Source organism: Microbulbifer maximicatervae (SeqCode), from assembly GCF_052467695.1.
The window spans coordinates 4,844,534-4,863,277 of the sequence record NZ_CP174320.1 but is presented as its reverse complement, the minus strand read 5'-3'; the positions used below and the strand labels follow the sequence as shown (position 1 = coordinate 4,863,277).

Here is an 18,744-nt window from a genome sequence, read left to right as displayed (position 1 = left end):
CTACCTAAGTGGGTTGTAATTAAAGTTCGCCCACCGTGGAGTGTCTGGTGTAAATGCCAGATTTATCTCCAAATATCTGTATTAGAAAGTGGCGGTCGTTAAGTGATAATAAAGTCGGAATTTGTTGAGCAAAAATCCTGCAAGTCTGTGATTGTTGGATTTTTATTGGTCTGTGCGGCGATCCTATTAGCTGCACCGCAGGCATTTGCTCAATCTAGCTGTCCTTCTATTACCGATGATCCTGCAGGGTTCAATATTCTCAGTCACCGCTCCGGCCAAAGTTGGTGCGTTTTATGTGGTGATGGACAGGTAACCATCGAAGTTGATGTGCCCAGTATTTTCAGTGGCCTATCAGGTACTCAGTCCATTCAGAATATCGTTATTAGGGAGAACCTCGGGTCCTCCGGTCTCGAGTATGTGACTGGCTCTACTTCAGTGAGTTCTGGGTTTGTTCTGGGTGAACCCACTATTAGTGGTACCACAATAACTTGGGATCAAAATGACCTGTCGGCACTCGCTGAGCGCGACGAAAATACTACCTTGACGATTACCTTTAATGTGCGCAGTCAGGATGACGAAGAGGAAGAGCTGGTTCTTAAGAATCGCACCTTAAATGCTACCGCAACTTTTGATTACTGCAGTTACCCCACCACTACAGATACTCACAGCATGGAGTTGGCGATCCGTGAGCCGGAACCCTCCATGGACAAGCGGGGCCGTAATATTGATGCGGCGCAAACGAACTACACCAATAATGTCTATGGCAATATTGAAGATGATGTGATCTGGCGTATTCGTATCTCAAATGATGGTGACGCGGATATGCAGGATGCGCGTTTTGATGATTTGATGTCCAACCCCAACATGGATATCAATTACGCTTGTCCGAGTGAAAGTGCCGCTGAAGCTGTTGCCAATAATAATGGTGTTGCGCCCGGTGGCAGTAGCTGTGTTTCCGCAAGTAATTCTATTAATAACTTTGAGCTGGATGGTAACTTTTCCAGTGGCTCAGGGCGCACTGACGTTCCGTCTGGTGGCAACCTGGATATTTATTTAGTAGGTAAAGTAAATACTTCCTGTAGCAATGGCACTAATACAGTGTCAGATTTACAGTGGGGTTGTGAGATTGATGGTGATACGGGTGTGGGCGGTATTTCAAGCCCTGCAGAAGCCTCAGATCCAGGCTCTGATACTTCGGAAATGCGTGTTGAGGTTTTAACTGATCTCACTATTACCCAGGAGATTACCGGTACCAACTTGAATCAACCGCTCGGTGCTTCCGGTTACGTTACTATAACGGTAAATAACCGGACAGGTGGCTCGGTAAGAGATATCCAGTTTGTCAGCGATCTGCCCGACGAATATGTGGTTGATACCACCTTTACACCGGAAATTACCCGCGAGCGTCGCGGTATTGATAGCCACGGCGCTAACTATAGCTCAACCTACGATGGCAAAGTCGATACGCTGGAATGGCGTGTGGGTTCTAACTGGAATCAATGGGATACAAATCCACTTAATAATAACCAACCGGAATTCCGCTTGCTGAGTAGTACAGTTCACTCAGTATACTCAGACCAAGAGCATATGATGCGGTATGGGGATGAAATTCAAATTCGTTTCCGCATCGTTACGATCGAGCCGGACTTCTATGACTTGGATGCTGACCTGGATATAGAGGAAGAGTCTTCCACTACCGGTACCGATCCAAATAGCAATATCGCCCTTGCAAACAATGTCCTTACTATTGATTACGAGGATTTCTGTTCTTCAAGCACTCCTGCTACTCAGGTAGAAGCCCAGTCGGTTACTCCCGACCCCGAAGATCTGGACGTCAGCACGGTTCATCCACTTTATATTGTTCGCGATAGTGGTACTTCAGAATTGACGGTGGATATCACCAATAACGGTGGCCACGACGCGGATGATTATTCCGTGTATGTCACCTTCGGTGAGGCGATGACGGTCCTGTCCAATGACCGCAGCTGTACGGCCCTGGGAAATCCCAATCTGGGCACAGTGCCAGGACACCCACTTTGGAACCAGCCTGATTATTTGCCAGATTCCTCCAGGGTGTACCTGTGTGATAGTGGTGATTTGGGGGGTGAAATTGGACCTGGTGATACAGAGCGAGTCGTTTTTGTGGTTGAAAAGAATCACTCGGCCACTGATGACGACCTGACGTTCCGTGCAGATGTCGTAGGTGAAATCACCTTATATGATGGTACCGCGCTAAGTTTCCCCAGTCCTGCATCTCTAACGGATACGACACCAAACCAGCAACTGGCTAATAATTACACCCTTGATGGTATGCGCGCGCGGGTAATGGGTTTTAACCTGGTCAAGGACCGTTCCGATGAATGTACCGAGCTGACCAGTGAAACTGCTTTCCCAAATAGCAGTGTATTGATTGGTGAAGAGTGTAGTTTTGAAATTCAAGCCGGTGGTTGGTTTGGATTCGATACACCGGGATTTACTTTGATAGAAGTGAAGGACATTGATGTTATCGATGATCTTCCCGACGGCCAGGGTTATATTGCGGATTCACCGCTAAATTGTTCAGACGTGAGCCTTCCTGATCCCACCTCTCAGGCAAATTGTGTGGTTATTTCGAGCAGTGATATTGTCGAGGGCGGTGGTCTGAATAACTCTCTGAGTGAGACAGATTTACAGTGGGATATTACTACCAATATTACAGCGAAAGATCGCTGGTTCCTTGCGGATATGACAACCCGCTTGTTGAATGACCCAGTGGATACAGAAAACACTGATCCGAATCAACACGCAAATGACAGTATCGATTACGCTCGCGCCCAGTTTACTGCGGTTTTTGATACTGAAACGATTATCGTAGATAACTACAATACCAGTGGAACCCTGACCAATATTGATGGTGTTCCAACCACGGTCCCTGGTTTTCCGGATATCACCGAGTGGTCGGAATCTGTCACCGTTACTGAACCCTCGATAGAAGTCGACAAAAAAGTCTGTAATGAAAATCTCTACGGCACAGGAACAAGCTGTAGCAAATTCGTTGATTTTACTAATGAAGGGCACCGGGACCAGACTTATATCTTCCGTCTCACGGTGACCAACCGGGCTGCGGATAGCGGTGTTGATCGCGCTCCTGCATACGATGTTGTAGTAACTGATACCCTGGATTCTTCCGGCCAGATGTGTGTGCAGGCAATGGATTCCGATAGCCTGGATAATGATGCTGATGGCAGTTCGGAAACTGTCAGTGGTGATGATGGCTTGGTGGGAATTACCTCCGGTGCAAATAACTATTCAGAAGCTACCCACTGTAGTGATGGTGGTACTCCGGCTATTATTACTTTTTCCTATGAGCATTCCACTGCCCTTGAGCGAATTAACCCGGGTGACTCCGTAACCCTGTATTACCGTGTGAAACCACACCAGTCAGTGGCACCACTACAGCTATTTACCAATACTTTCTTTGCTCGCTATGACAGCTTGGAAGGCGATTTTGGTAATCAGACTTCCCCGCAAATTGATAGTGACACGGACAATGATGGTGTCGGTGATGGCACTCCTGCAGCCGGTCGGGCACGCCACTACCAGTCCGATGATGCCGAAGCGCAGATGAGGATTATTGAAGTACAGGCAGAGCCGAAAGAAGCCCTTGAGTTCTCCAACGGCACGGCCAGTGGAACCAGCAGTGACACAGCGGTTGTCGGTGAAGAGGTACGTTACGAACTGACAGCACAGATTCCGGCAGCGAAACTGCGAGATTTTGTGATTCGTGATGAATTGCCGGCAGGTATGCGCTGTATCGAAGGGGAGACCATCGATTTAAGTGCCTCCCCTTACGATGCCGCTGGCTTTGTACCGGGAGGTACTTTTAATGCTACCTGTACCAGCACAGGTACTGCAGATTACGTTGAGTGGGATTTTGGTGATCAGGAACTCACCACCGTATCCGGTAGCCTGTTTGATTTTCCGGTAGAGTTTATTGCCCGTATTGAAAACAGCAGTAACACCAATGACGGCGATGTTTTGGGTAATGGCGGCAGCCATACCACTGCGCAAGTTACCTATGTGGATGAGTCCGGTGCTGCGGTGGCGGTGCCATTTGATGCCCATGAAATAACAGTACTCGAGCCACAAATACAGCTGACCAAATCCTTTGCTGTTACCAATAGTGATGCTGACGATATTTTGACAGTCACGGTTACAGCAGAAAATATTGGCAGTGCCGATGCCTACAACTTGCAGGTGCTCGACGATCTCACCGGCAGTAATCTTATTTACCTGGGAAATGTGGGCGGTAACGATCCACCCAATAATGTCGATGTCACTACGGTGGGCACCAATGCTCCCATCTTTAGCTGGAATCGCAGTAATAGCGATTACACTATTGCGGTTGGCAATACAAAAACATTCACTTTTGAAGTCCAGGTAGAGCAGGGCGTTGAGCCCCATGAAATTCTGGACAACACCGTTGAAGCCCGCTGGCAGTCCCTGCCGGGCTCGGATGTTGCACTTAACAGTGGCAATTCTATTGGCATTGATGGTACCGCTGACGGCATGCGTATTGGTGTTTTGCCCAATGTCGGCGATCCTATCAATGATTATGAAATCACTGCCAATGCCCAGACTGAAGTACCTTCATTAGCGTTGACTAAAACGGATTTGGGCACCTCGGTAGTTCCCACCATTGGTGCCCATAAACAATTCCAACTGGAAATCAGTTTGCCGGAAGGTATCAGTGAAAATGTAGTTATCACTGATCAGCTGGGTAGCCCTGAGGGTTATGTGCTCTCTCACAATACTGACTACGATATCACTTACGATTTTGTCGGTATTGAAACTATTAATGGCAGCGCGCCATTTGAATCGGCCTTTAACAGTTTTCCGGGGGATAATACTTCCGGAAATGCTACCTGGGATATCGGCACCGTCGATACCAGCAGTGAAAATGACACGGCCGGAAGCACAATTGCTCCGCTGATTCGAATTACCTATTTTGCCCGCATCGAAAATGATCTCGCCACTAATGATGGTGATAATCGCCAAAATAATGCCGCGCTTACTTACAGCAATGGGGAAAGTGGCAGCACAGAAAATATCAACGACAGCACAACCAGTGTAACGGTAGTAGAGCCGTTACTCGAGATTAGCAAGACAGTGAGTAATGCCACCAATCCCGGCAATCTGCCGGTGGGTGGTGATGTGCTGGAATATGTTATTACCGTGGAACATGATGCGGGCTCCAGTGCCGCAGCTTATGAGCTGAATTTAGTCGATACGCTGCCTTCAGAGTTGACTTTTGACAGCAGCTTTACACCCACCGCAGAAATAGGCGGTACCGCGGTATCCGGCTTTGTCGCCACACCAGCGGCAGCTCCAGCAGGTCCACTCGTATGGGGTCGTGACAACGGCGATAACAGTCTGGATTTAGCGCTGGGTCAAACTCTGGTGCTCACCTACCGAACCCAGGTTACAGGCGTTTTTGGTTCGCCTATCAGCAACAGTGTGATGCTGGACTGGACCTCCCTGGACGATGGCAGCATCAATGACCTGGCCTATGAGCGCGACGGTGCTGGATGCCCCAGTATTTCCGCACCTGATGATTACTGTGTTGGTCCTGCAGAAGCCAGTATTAATACGGTAGACAATACCAGCATTACAAAAGCAGTAATTGCCGACACAGATACCGCAACTGCTGTGGGCACTCTGCGTGTTGGCGATACTGTCACTTACCAGCTCACCTTGAATTTACAGGCGGGAACAACACCTGCAGTAACTATTGATGATACGCTGCCCAGTGGCTTGGAGTTTGACACTGTTCTCAGCGTAAATGGGGACACAGCTGCTCCCTACAGCGATAGTCTGAATGACTTTACCTATTCAGCGATTTCGGTTCCCACTGCCGGTGATACTGGCACGGTGACCTGGGATCTGGGGGATATCACCAGTAATTTCGGTAATACCAATAACTTTGTTATTGAGTACACCGCTAAAGTAGTGGCGGGTTCGGGAATCACCGCGCCTACCGCAACCCTGACCAATACGGCCCAGCTAAATTACACCGGTGCCGCCAGTACCTTGCAGGACATCGCCGATATTACTGTACTGCAACCGGTGATCGACAATCTCACCAAGACCGATGCTACCTGGCCCAGCTCCCATATGAATGTGGACCCGGCCAACGATATTATGCAGTTTACCCTGCAGGCCTGTAACTCGGGTCTTGCCCCCGCCTACAACCTATCGCTAACTGACGATTTAGCGACGCAAATGGACGAGAGTTCCATTGCCAATCTCCAGGTGAGCCTCGACGGTGCTGTACTGACACAGGGAGCAGATTACACCTATAGCGCGCCGGCAACGCGCGGTGCTGATATGGGCTTCGATTTCCTGGTGCCGGTTGAAGCGGGCACCTGTTTGGAAATCAGTTACCAGATCGGTTTCTATACAGATATTAGTGGCGGTGAAAGCTGGGTTAACACTTTTGCCGTCGATGAATTCTGGTCGCTGGAAGCTAGTAATGGCGAACAGTACTCTGCAGTTACCTTGGGCACTCCCTATCCGATGGGCACTGTTGCGACCAGTGTGACTGCTCCACAAAAAACACTGCAAACAGCGACTACTGCCGCTGTCGGTGACGAGGTTGTATACCAGATACAGGTCCCCGGTAGCGGCACCACCTCGGCCATTTACGATATTGCAATTGCCGATGTATTGGACACTAGCCTGGAGTTGGTGCAACTGCAGGAGATTAATGGGCTTACCTACACCGATAATACCACTGGCAATAATATCGATATGGCAATCGATATTATCCCAGCCGGTACCGTGGCAATTTTTGAAGTTCGCGCCCGGGTTGCCAACAATGCCACAGCCCAGGCTGGCCACAGCTTTGAAAATGAGGTGACTTATTCTTATGCCGCGACTGATGGCGGCACTTCTCAGTCCGGAGGCACTGGTACTGCGGCGACACTCACCATCGTCGAGCCAGAGATAAGTGCAATTGCCTCTGTCGCAAATCAAACCAATCCCGGTAACGATCCGGATGCGGGCGATGTACTGCGTTTTACCCTGGACCTCAGTGCTGCGGGTAATGCGGAAAATTCTGCAGCTTACGATCTTTCGGTTAATGAGTTGTTATCCTTGGGGCTTGAGTTTGTACCGGGCACCGTGACTTTTGCCGGAGCCTCCCAGGCAGATCCCACCGTAACTGGTGACGGAATTACTACTGCGCAAAACCTGGTTTGGGATCGGGCCAATAGTGATCTGGATATCGCTGCAGGTAATAACGGTGAACTGGTCTTCGATGTGGTTGTACTCGATAGCGTACAGCCGGCGGCGGCGCTGTCCGCAACTGCCAGTGTGGAATGGACCAGTCTCGATGAAGATAACAGCAGTATTTATGAACGTAACGGTGCTGATGGCAGCGGCGGCCTGAATGATTACTTGCTGGAAAATATTGCTGCTCAGCTAGATGCTGCCAATGACAGCACAATTAGCAAAATTCGTTCAGATGACAGCTATGGTAGCGCTGACGAGCAATTGCGAGTGGGCGACTTGGTTGAATACCAGATTACCCTCTCCCTACCAGAGGGCACGGCCTCCAATGGGCTGATTGTCGATACTTTGCCCCAGGGAATGGTGTTTGTAAGCACTCTTTCAATTAATGGCCAGACTTCTGCTCCATTTACTGCTGCGGCGCCCTTTAACCACACCGACATCGCAGAGCCAGTGCAGTCTGGTGATCCTTCTACTGGTGCCACTACGGTTACCTGGAGCATTCCCGACCTGGTCAACACGGGTGATAACGATACCAGCAACGATGAATTTGTTGTGCGTTACCTTGTGCGGGTTCTCAATGAGGATTCCCATCCCTGGCCAGCAACGAACACCGCGCTGACCAATACTGCAGAGTTTGGTTTTGATGCTGCCACAGGAGCCGAAACCCGCAGTGATAGCGAAACACTGGATCTGTTACAGCCGGACCTCGCCGTAGCTATTAGCTCAACTCCCGCAGATGGCAGCACGCTTTCCGCCAGCGATACGATTGAGTATACCGTTACGATTACCAACAATGGTTCTTCACCAGCCTATGACCCGGTATTCCGCGATGTGATTCCTTTAGGTCTGCGCCAAGGGGGAGTCAGTGTCCAGTCCCTCACGGTAAATGGTGCCGCAGCAACAGTGGTTGCGCCTACTTTCGATAGTAGTAATGGCGAAGCCGTTTGGAATTTTGCCGCAGGTACGGGTTACGGAATCAACGCTGGTGAGTCCATGGAAATGGTATATCGCGTTGAAGCGGATTCTAATTTAGGGGCTGGACTTAGTCTGCAAAATGCGGCCTATGTTGAAGTTTATTATTCGCTTGATGATAACGATTTGCCGTCTCTGAATTCCGTGGCGGTCACTGACGATTTACGTGAGGATTATGGCCCGACTTCTCCGGTGAGTGTCCAATTTAATACTCCCAATGCCGCGCCACTGTTGATTGAAGTTACCCAATTAACAGCTTCCATTGGCGAGCCGTTTAACTATCGCATTACCATCCCGGAAACGGTGCAGACCACGGCGCTTCACGATGTCACTGTGCTGATGGATCTGTCTACGTCTGCTGCGGATCTGGAATTTGTCAGTGCCAGTAAAGTATCTGGCAGTGCATCTTTCACTCCGGAAAATAACGGCAGCTCCACCAGTCTCAGTATTGCAGATAGCACTAACGGAATTGATGTGCCCGCCGGCGAGCAAGTCGTTATTGATGTAACACTGCGACTGCTGGATATGGACCCGCCGAATGTGGACGGTTTGAATTTTGCCGCCAGTGCCAGCTACAGTTACAACTACGATAATGATAATGCCTCTGCGGGGCAGGGTGCGGGTAGCGGCAATACTACGGCGGACATGACAGTAGTAGAGCCCACGGCTATTACCCTGACTAAATCTGGCCCCACTAGTGTTCAGTCCGGTGTAGGCGGTACCTTTACTTTAGATTTGCACAATACCGGTACGGGCCCGGCCTGGGATATTAGTGTTACCGATATTTTGCCGGATAATAATCCCGGTGGAATGTGTGAAACGGCCCCAGCCAATTTCACCGCGCAAATTACTGACAGCGCCGGCACCACGACGGCCACCCTGACAGAGGGTTCCGACTTTAGCGCGGTATTCGATAACGATAGCTGCACCCTCACAATTACCTCCATTGGTTCAGTGGCAATGCTGGATGCGGATTACCATCTGCTGATTGGTTACGATGCCTATTTGGATGCCGACACCGTCGATGGGGATACGCTGACGAATATTGCTGGTGTTACTCAGTGGCACAGCTGGGATAGCAGCCTCACTGAAGTTCGCCAGTACACCCGTGCGGCGCCCACCGATGGCACTCCCGGTGTGCTGGATCATGAGGATGCTTATTCAGTTAGCGCCTCTGTGCCGACAGTGACTTTCTACAAAGCTGTGGAAAATATCAGCCGTGGAGAAAACCCGGCCACTGCCGCCAGCCCCACGGAAGTTTTACGTTACACATTGACTCTGACCAATACGAGTGGTGTTGATGTGAGCGGAGTAGAGATTACCGATGACCTGGGTCGATTAAATAATTCTGCACTGTTTGAATCGGGCACTTTACAGTTGGTAAGTGCTCCGACTGGCAGTGACAGCAGTGCTATCGATGCCTCTGCCGGTACCTGGAATAGTGGCTATCTGGAAGTCAGTAATCTGGATCTTACGGCGAGCGGTACCGCGGGAGATTCTATCCAGATTGTTTATGAAGTTACCCTGGCAGCAGTTATTGATAGTGGGACCCAAGTCTTCAACCAGGCCCAGGTTCAGCTTCCCGGGCAATTACTGCAAGACAGTGATGATCCCAACATCAACGGCACCGATGATCCGGATACGGCGGGTGATGAAGATCCCACAGAAGTACTGATTGAGTCAGAGCCATTACTGGTGGTAGAAAAAACGTCGGCAGATATGACTGATGATGCAGATCTGCTGATGGTTGGGGATACCCTGCGATATACTATTACCGCGGAAAATGCCGGTAATGAGAATGCGATCAATGCCCTGATATTGGATCAGATCCCATCTAATACAACTTATGTCAGTGGCTCTACCACCCTGAATGGCTCCACATTGTCTGATGTCAGCGGCACCTCTCCTCTGGCTGCAGGTATGAGCATTAATACCGATGGTGAAGCCGATGGTTTTATCGGCGCAACGGCCAATGGCGCACCTGCAGTGGTCATCACCTTTGACGTCACCATTAATGACGTTAATGATGGCACCGTTATTTCAAACCAGGCATTTGTAAATGGTGAAGGTGCGGGTAGCGGTACTTTTGATGAAGTGCCCTCCGATGATCCGAATACCGATGCTCCCAATGATCCCACGATCGATATTGTTGGCGATGTACCCCTGTTAATTGCCCACAAGACTGTGGAGATTGCCGAAGACTATATTTCCGCAGGGATTGTCGATCCGGGTGATGTACTTCGCTATACCATCGCAATCACCAATATGGGTGGTGTAGATGCTCTCGAAGTAGCGCTTACCGATCAGGTACCAAATGACACTACTTATGTTGCTGGCACCACCACTTTAAATGGTGAAGTGGTAGCGGATAACGGTGGTGGTAATTCACAGTTGGATTCTGCCCTACCGGTTTCATCCGATGACCTGACACCGCCGCTACCAGGAGCCAATGAAGGCATTATTACCTCGGGTCAAACTGCCACAGTCACATTTGAGGTAATGGTGAATGCTGGCACCCCGACAGGCACGGTTATCAGTAACCAGGGTAGTGTTGAAGCAGATGAGTTGGCACTTACCCTGACCGACGCAGATGGTAACCCAGCCAATGGTGCACAGCCAACTGACGTTGTTGTGGGTGATGCCCAGTTGCTCTCCATTGTGAAAGAAGTTGCGGTTGTCGGTGGCGGTGCCGCAGAAGCGGGTGCGGTATTGGAATACCTGGTAACCGTCGAAAATATCAGCGGTGTCCCAGCAACTTATATTGAGATCACCGATGACCTGGCTATAGCTGGAGATGGAGTTCTTACTTATATCGCTGATTCGGCCATGCTCAACGGGCAGACTGACGGAATAACTGTTGTCGATACACTAATCACTGCAGACTACGCCACAACTTACGGTGATTTGGAACCGGGAGAGATGGTTACTCTGCGTTTCCAGGCGCAGATGTCAGAAAACCTGGATTATGGTTTTACTGTAGTAAATACCGCAGAAGTACAGTGGAATGATCCGGCTTCCAGCGCTCAGGCCAGTGTTGCCATTGACGTTGGCGGTACCCCGGGCATTGCCAACCTGGCTGGTTATCTGTGGCACGATGTGAATTTCAATGATGCCTTGGATACGGATGAGAGCCTGCTGCTTAATTGGGCGGTAGACCTGTATTTCAATGACGAATTGATGGAAACAGTTCAGTCTGATGAAAATGGTTACTTCCAGTTCCAGGGGCTTGTACCGAACAGCTATGGTGGCCTTAGCTATGAAATGCGTTACACCGCACCAGATGCTACTGAAAGTACAGCTTCATTGGGTAACTCTGTTTCTGATTTCACCAACGGCCCGCAGTCCATTATTGAAATTTATGTAGATTCGGGAGCGAACCCGCAGGACTTGAATTTGCCTCTAACACCCAATGGCGTGGTTTACGATTCAGTAACCCGCTCCGCCATTGAGGGTGCCACCCTCACTATGGCGAGGGTGAGTTCCGGTCAGGAATTGCCTGCGCGTTGTTTTGATGATGAGAAACAACAAGGGCAGGTAACCCAGTCTGGGGGTTACTACAAGTTTGATATCAACTTCAGCGATGCAGCCTGTCCATCCAACGCGGACTACCTGATTCAGGTGGATATCGCGGATGAGGATTATGTGGGTGGTGAATCACTGGTAATTCCTTCTCAGACCAACAGCGAAACTGCCGGTTTTGATGTGGCCGGTTGCCTGGGCAGCAACGCCGATATGGTTCCTGCGACCGCAAATCATTGTGAGGTTCAGGAATCGTTCTCTCACCCCTCTCTTGATGTCGAGGCGCGGGATGCGGCAACGGACTACTACCTGCGAATGACTTTGGATGATGGTCAGATTCCAGGGGAAAGCCAGCTGTTCAACAACCATGTCGCCATGGACCCGGAGTTGGAAGGGGCGCTATCCATCACCAAAACCGCGGCCATGCTCAATGTAACCCGCAGTCAGTTGGTTCCTTACACCATTACTTTTGGCAATACGCTGCCAATTCCACTGACAGATCTACAGCTAGTAGATTACTTCCCGGCAGGCTTCAAATATGTCGCGGGCTCGGCGCGCCTTGATGGAGAAGCGGTTGAGCCTGAAAGCGAAGGCCTGCAATTGAGGTGGTCGGATCTGCGCGTGGAGGCGGAAGAAACCCGCGTATTAAAACTGTTGCTGGTCGTGGGTTCCGGTGTGGGCGAGGGCAAATATGTTAACCGCGCCCGTATGTTCAACCAACTCTCAGGTCAGGCCGCGTCAGGTGAGGCCTCTGCCACTGTGCGCGTGGTGCCCGATCCCACCTTCGACTGCACCGATGTTATCGGCAAAGTGTTTGACGATAAAAATATGAATGGCTACCAGGATGAAGGAGAGGGTGGTTTACCGGGTGCTCGAGTGGTGACGGCTACCGGCCTGAATGCTACTGCGGACTCCCACGGTCGATTCCATATTACCTGCGCAGTGGTGCCGAATGGGGATCGAGGTTCCAATTTTGTGCTCAAGCTCGACGATCGCAGCTTGCCAAGCGGGTATCGTCTCACCACTGAAAACCCGCGTGTGCTGCGAGCCACCCGAGGCAAGATGCTGAAGTTCAACTTTGGAGCCAGCTTGCACCGGGTAGTGCGCCTGGATATTGCCGAAGCGGTATTTGAACCGGGCACAACAGAGTTGCGCCCGCAATGGCATTCCCGAATGGATTTATTGTTGGAAAAACTCAGTGAAGCTCCCTCTGTTTTACGCCTTGCCTATCTTGGGGAGAATGAAGATCCGGATCTGGTGGACGAGCGTCTGCAGGCAATTAAAGATCAGGTCGCCCAGGACTGGGAGAGCCGTGAAGGTGACTACGATTTGACCATAGAAACTGAAGTTTTCTGGCGCCGTGGAGCGCCTCCTGGTAAAGGAGGTTTGGAGTGATGTCCTTTGCAAAACGGAATCGTGACCGGCGAGCTTGCTCGATAAATACTGCCGCGAAGACGACCCGCTTTTTCCCCCGGCGGGACTGCCGTCTCGCTACTGCGATCGCGTTGGCATTGACACTTCCGGCGCAGTCCCAGGAAGTGGGTGCGCAAGTAGATGAGCCTAGTTGGTGGCAGGTCTGGCAAAATATTCCAAGCCTGAGTTCTGAAGAAAGTGGAGCTCAATCCGAACTCGAAGAGCAGTCGATAGGCAGTAATACTGAAGGTATGCTGCTGAGCGCACCTACAAATCAATGGTTGCAGGATGCGACTCAATTTGTTGCACCGCTGGACCCGATTGTGGTGGAAGATTTTATCGACCCAATCCTGTTCTATGGCGTTGAGGATGAAATTCCTCTGGAGGCAGTGGAGTTACTGCGCCAGAGTTTGAATGACTTGGGTGAGACGCCCAATTTTAAGTTGCACTTTATTGGCCATACAGATTCCGATCCCCTTACCGGGGAGCAGGTAGCAGACTTTGCCAGCAAAGAAGAATTAACTTTGGCGCGGGCCCAGTTTGTGGCGGACTTCCTTCAAGAGGCCCTTGAACTACCTGAGCAAATGATTGTTGTTGAAGGGCGTGGGGATATAGAACCCACAGCGGATAATATTACTACCGCAGGTCGTGAAGAGAACCGCCGAGTACAGGTAAAAGTAACCTACGACGCCCTGGATGAAAAAGCCATGGCGGACCGTGCCCGTGCGGAGGCATTATTGCTCAACCGGGTGAAAGTATGTCGCCAGGAAACGGTGTGTAGACTTACTTACGCTGCAGGCAGTGAACAGCGGGCACGCCTGAGAAACCTGGTGACGCCACTGAGGATGGAGCCCGGACAAACAGAATTGCCGGAAGCCTTTATCCGCCGTATCCGCGAGGTTCGATCTAACCTTGCGGATAAAAACAATCTGGTTATTCACTTTATTGGTCATACCGACGCCCGTCCCCTGGACGTGAGTGAAAATCCGGAAGCCCAACAGAGTGCTTATCAGGAGCAGTCCTATAGCGAGGCTCGCCGTGTCGCTCAGGCCCTGGGTACTGCATTGAATTTGCCTGCGGCCATGATCACCAGCAGTGGCAAAGGGGCGAGCCAGCCGCTAGCGGCCAACGATACGCCGAAAGGGCGAGCCCTCAACCGTCGGGTGGAAGTGGAATTTTGGTATGACGACCCACTGGAAGTCGCTACAGATTCTGTTCAGGCGTGTCCGGAAGCTGCCGCTGCGGAAACTCTCACCATTGCCTATGAGTCTGCCGGTGGAAAACTGTCGCCGATTCGTTTTGATAATGGCGATCCGATTATCAGTCAGGCACAGCTGACACAAATACGTGCGGCCATGGCTGAAATTTCCAACAAAGCGAATGTTCGCCTCAGCTTTATTGGCTACAGTGATAACCAGCGTATGGATCGCCGCGAAGCGATGGTTTACGGCGATGACCAGGGATTGTCCGGTGCCCGCGCTCAACGCGCTATGGCACAGGTACAGGAGCTGCTCAACCTCGAAGACACCCAGGTGGAGTTTGAGGGGCGCGGCTACGTCCAATCTGCGGATGTAGTGAGCAATGGCTTTGAGCAGCGGGATGGCGCCAGGGTTGAGATCGAAGTCCTGTACGATGAATTGGCAATTCTCACTGAAAGTGATCGCCTGGAAATCGAGCGCATTAATCGTGAAGCCATAGCGAATAATCCCTACGCACTTAACTTAATGCGTATCACTGTCGATGGCAGCCCGGAATACGACCCCTATAAAAACTCAGCGGACTTACAGCGCTGTACTGATGTGGCCTTGCAAGAAGCGAATATTCAATTTCGCTTCGACAATAAAAAAATGCAACCGCGCCTGAATGTGACAGCGTGGCCCAACACCATCCGTTACGCAGATAACCCGGATACCGATCTGGCAGAGAACCGGGTATTTTTCAGTAGCTATACCAACTATCCCTCTTTTATTAAAAGTACCGAAGTGCGATTGTTCGAAGAGGGACAGTCTCTGCGCGATACACCTCTGGCAATTGTACCGCTGGACCACTTTGGCAAAGGGGAATGGCGTGCAGAATTTTCTGAATTCCAGGCGCCTCTAAAAAAATTACACTACGTGCTGCGTGCCTATGACAATAAGGGCCGCTATGATGAGACCACGGAACAGACCCTGTGGTTGGTAGATCAAGTTGAAGAGTCTGCAGAAAATGAAGATATCGGTAGGGAATTATTAGTAGGCTACGGTGAGAACCGCTTAGCCCAGCGGAACATCCCTCTGGATGGTAACAGTGTATTGGTCAATGGCACTCAGGTGCCGTCCGGGCACACCGTATGGTTAGCGGGCAATCCGGTACCGGTCGACAGTCAAGGCCAGTTTATCGCCGAGCAAATTTTTGAGCCGGGTATGCATACGGTTGAAGTGGCGATACTCGATGATGAGGGTAATGGCGAACTTTTCCTGCGGGATTTGGATTTTGCCAAAAACGACTGGTTTACTGTAGGTATTGCCGACCTTACCGTGGGTTACGATAAAACCAATGGCCCAGCAGCCCTGGTTACCGGTGATGAAACTCACTATGACAACTCAGTAAGCTACGATGGCCGCCTGGCGTTTTACACCAACGGCGGTTTCGGGGAAGGCTGGCGTCTGTCGGCCAGTGCAGATACCGAAGAGGGCCCGGTAGAGGATCTGTTTTCCAACTTTATGGAAAAGTCTCCCGATGCCTTGTTCCGCCGCCTGGATAGTGATTTGTATTACCCAACGTTTGGCGATGACTCCACCGTAGTTGAAGACGCCCCCACGTCAGGCAAGTTTTATGTGAAATTGTCCAAGTACGATGACTACGGTCTCTGGGGTAATTTCAAAGCCAACTACGCCGATAATGAGCTCGCCCAAATTGACCGGACGCTCTACGGCGGCAGTGGTCACTTTGAAACCGATGCGATGACCAGCTTTGGTGAGAAGCGCTTTCAAATAGATGCCTTTGGAGCAGAGCCGGGAACCATTGCCGGGCGCGATGAGTATCGTGGAACCGGCGGTTCCCTGTATTACCTCCGTCACCAGGACATTTCCAGCGGTTCGGAAAGTTTACGAGTAGAAGTTCGGGATAAAGATTCCGGGCTGGTGCTCGCAGTTAAGACTCTCACCGCAGTAGTTGATTACGACATCGACTATATCCAAGGGCGTATCCTGCTTAACAGCCCCTTATCTTCCCTGGCAAATGATGAACTGCTCATTGAGGATGGCGCTTACAACGGCAATCCCCAATACCTGGTAGCACGCTACGAATACACACCAGGTTTTGAAGAAATGGACACCCTGGCTGTTGGTGGGCGTGCCCACTACTGGTTGGGCGATCACGTCAAATTGGGCTTCAGCAGTATTCAGCAAGACGAAGATGAAAATGAAAGTTCCTTGCAGGGTATTGACCTGACTTTGCGTAAAAGCGCCAGTAGTTGGGTGAAAATTGAAATGGCCGATAGCGAGGGTAGCAATCTCGATAGCGTCAGTTCGCTCGATGGCGGCTACACTTTTGATGATGAAAGCCTGGACTCCACGGTTGCTGCGAGTGCAACCAAAGTGGAAGGCGTTTTACAGCTGGGAGATTTCTTCGAGAGTTTGCGTGGCTCTGGTAGTTTTTACCATCAAGAGCGTGAAGCTGGTTTTTCCGGTCCAGGCCAATTTGTGGATGGCGATACCATCCAATATGGCGGTGGCGTTAACCTGCCGATCGGCGAAAGTTTTGATGTAAGAATCAAAGCCGACACCAAAGAGGAAGAGCAGGGGTTGCAAACCAATGCCATGGACTTGATGCTCGGCTACCGTATCAATGATCACTGGCGACTCACCTCCGCAGTTCGCAATGATAGCCGTGAAGATGAATCCGAAGTTGTCGCCGCTACCCAGACAGAAGGGGATCGCACAGATGTTGCTGTCGAGGCGAGCTATGATTCCGGTGAGAGTTGGAGCGCCTTTGGTTTTGTTCAGAATACGATGGAAGTGACCGGTACCCGCGAAGAGAACAATCGCATCGGCCTCGGTGGCGCTTATCGGGTAAGTGACCGCCTGACCATGGACAGTGAAGTTTCCGGTGGTGATACTGGCACAGCTGCTCGACTCGGTACGGACTTTCTGGTGACTGACAGAACCAGCCTTTATATGAATTATGCGCTGGATAACGAGCGCAGCGATACCGGTGTGCGTGCACGCAAGGGCAATATGAGTACCGGTTTTCGCAGTCGCTATTCTGATACGCTAAATATTTACGGTGAGGAGCGCTACAGTCACGGTGATGTTTCCACTGGTCTGACCCACGCCCTGGGTATGGATCTGGCCCCCAATGACCGTTGGACCTATGGCACTACCCTGGAGGCGGGCACACTCGAAGACCCGGATACAGGAGCCAAGACCGAGCGCAATGCCATGGGCTTTAATGTGGGCTATGGCTTGGATGCTATACGTATCGCATCCGCGCTGGAATACCGTACGGATATTTCGGAAACGGTATCGGGCGAAAATACTGTATCGGAAACTGAGCGCGATACCTGGCTATTAAAAAATACCTTCAACTACCAGTTCACTCCGGACTGGCGCTTGGTTGGCAAACTCAACTATTCAGACAGCAAAAGTTCGGAAGGTGAATTCTACGATGGTAAATTTACCGAAGCGGTAATGGGTTATGCCTACCGCCCGGTAAACAATGACCGCCTGAATACCCTGATGAAGTACACCTACTTCTATAATGTGCCGACTCAGGATCAGGTTACGGTTGAAAACACCTCCACTGAATTTATCCAGAAGAGTCATATCTTTTCGATAGACGCCAGTTACGACCTCAATCGACAGTGGACTTTGGGTGGCAAGTACGCCTATCGTCTAGGCCAGTTGAGCATGGATACGGAAGACCCGGAGTTTTTCGATAGCCGTGCAAGTCTCTATGTACTGCGTGCCGATTGGCATTTTATCAAGCGATGGGACCTCCTCTTGGAAGCGCGTCTGCTCGATTTACCCGATGCCCAGGATAGCAAGAGCGGCGCCTTAATCGGCTTGTATCGCCATGTTGGCGATCACCTTAAGTTGGGGGTGGGCTACAACTTTACCGACTTCTCTGATGACCTCACCCAGCTGGACTATGACAGTCATGGGGTGTTTATTAATATTATTGGCAAGTTGTGATTTTAGGGCCCGGCTTAATAAGCTGGGTCTAATTTATTAAAACAAACGTGCGTTACGTTTTATATCGACTTATCTCTCCTTAAGTAACCCAGATCCAATATCTATATTAACTAGTGATTAATAATTAGATTCCGTAACGATTATTTGGAAGTTACTTATAAGCGTACGACAAATAAACACTCTTGCCTAATATATTAAATCCCAATAAGTATTACATACATAACTTGTAAATACGTACCAGATAGAGGGCGATACCAAATTGAGCTGGATGCTGGTCACTATTGAAGCTATGATCCGCAAAGTTATGACAGGCAACCTTTTGGCCACCTAAAGTGATTGCAAGTTTTCTATAGCAGGGCATGTGTTATAGGAAGGATAAACAAATTCTTGTTTA

General features: G+C 50.4%; 2 protein-coding genes. Both read left to right on the top strand.

Translation table 11 applies throughout. From position 1 onward, the window contains the following. Nucleotides 1–102: 102 nt before the first annotated feature. Entirely contained in the window at nucleotides 103–13,158 is a 13,056-nt protein-coding gene (locus tag ACJJI8_RS21355; protein WP_444933686.1) for an isopeptide-forming domain-containing fimbrial protein, read from the top strand. Next, nucleotides 13,158–18,350: an OmpA family protein gene (locus ACJJI8_RS21350; protein WP_444933685.1), complete on the top strand. Its 5,193-nt coding sequence runs from the start codon at nucleotides 13,158–13,160 to the stop codon at nucleotides 18,348–18,350. Before ACJJI8_RS21355 ends, ACJJI8_RS21350 begins: the two co-directional genes overlap by 1 nt. The last annotated feature ends 394 nt before the right edge of the window (nucleotides 18,351–18,744 follow it).

Excerpts from the sequence above, each read along its gene's own strand:
- ACJJI8_RS21350 (WP_444933685.1), top strand. The coding sequence starts at position 13,158 with ATGTCCTTTGCAAAACGGAATCGTGACCGGCGAGCTTGCTCGATAAAT.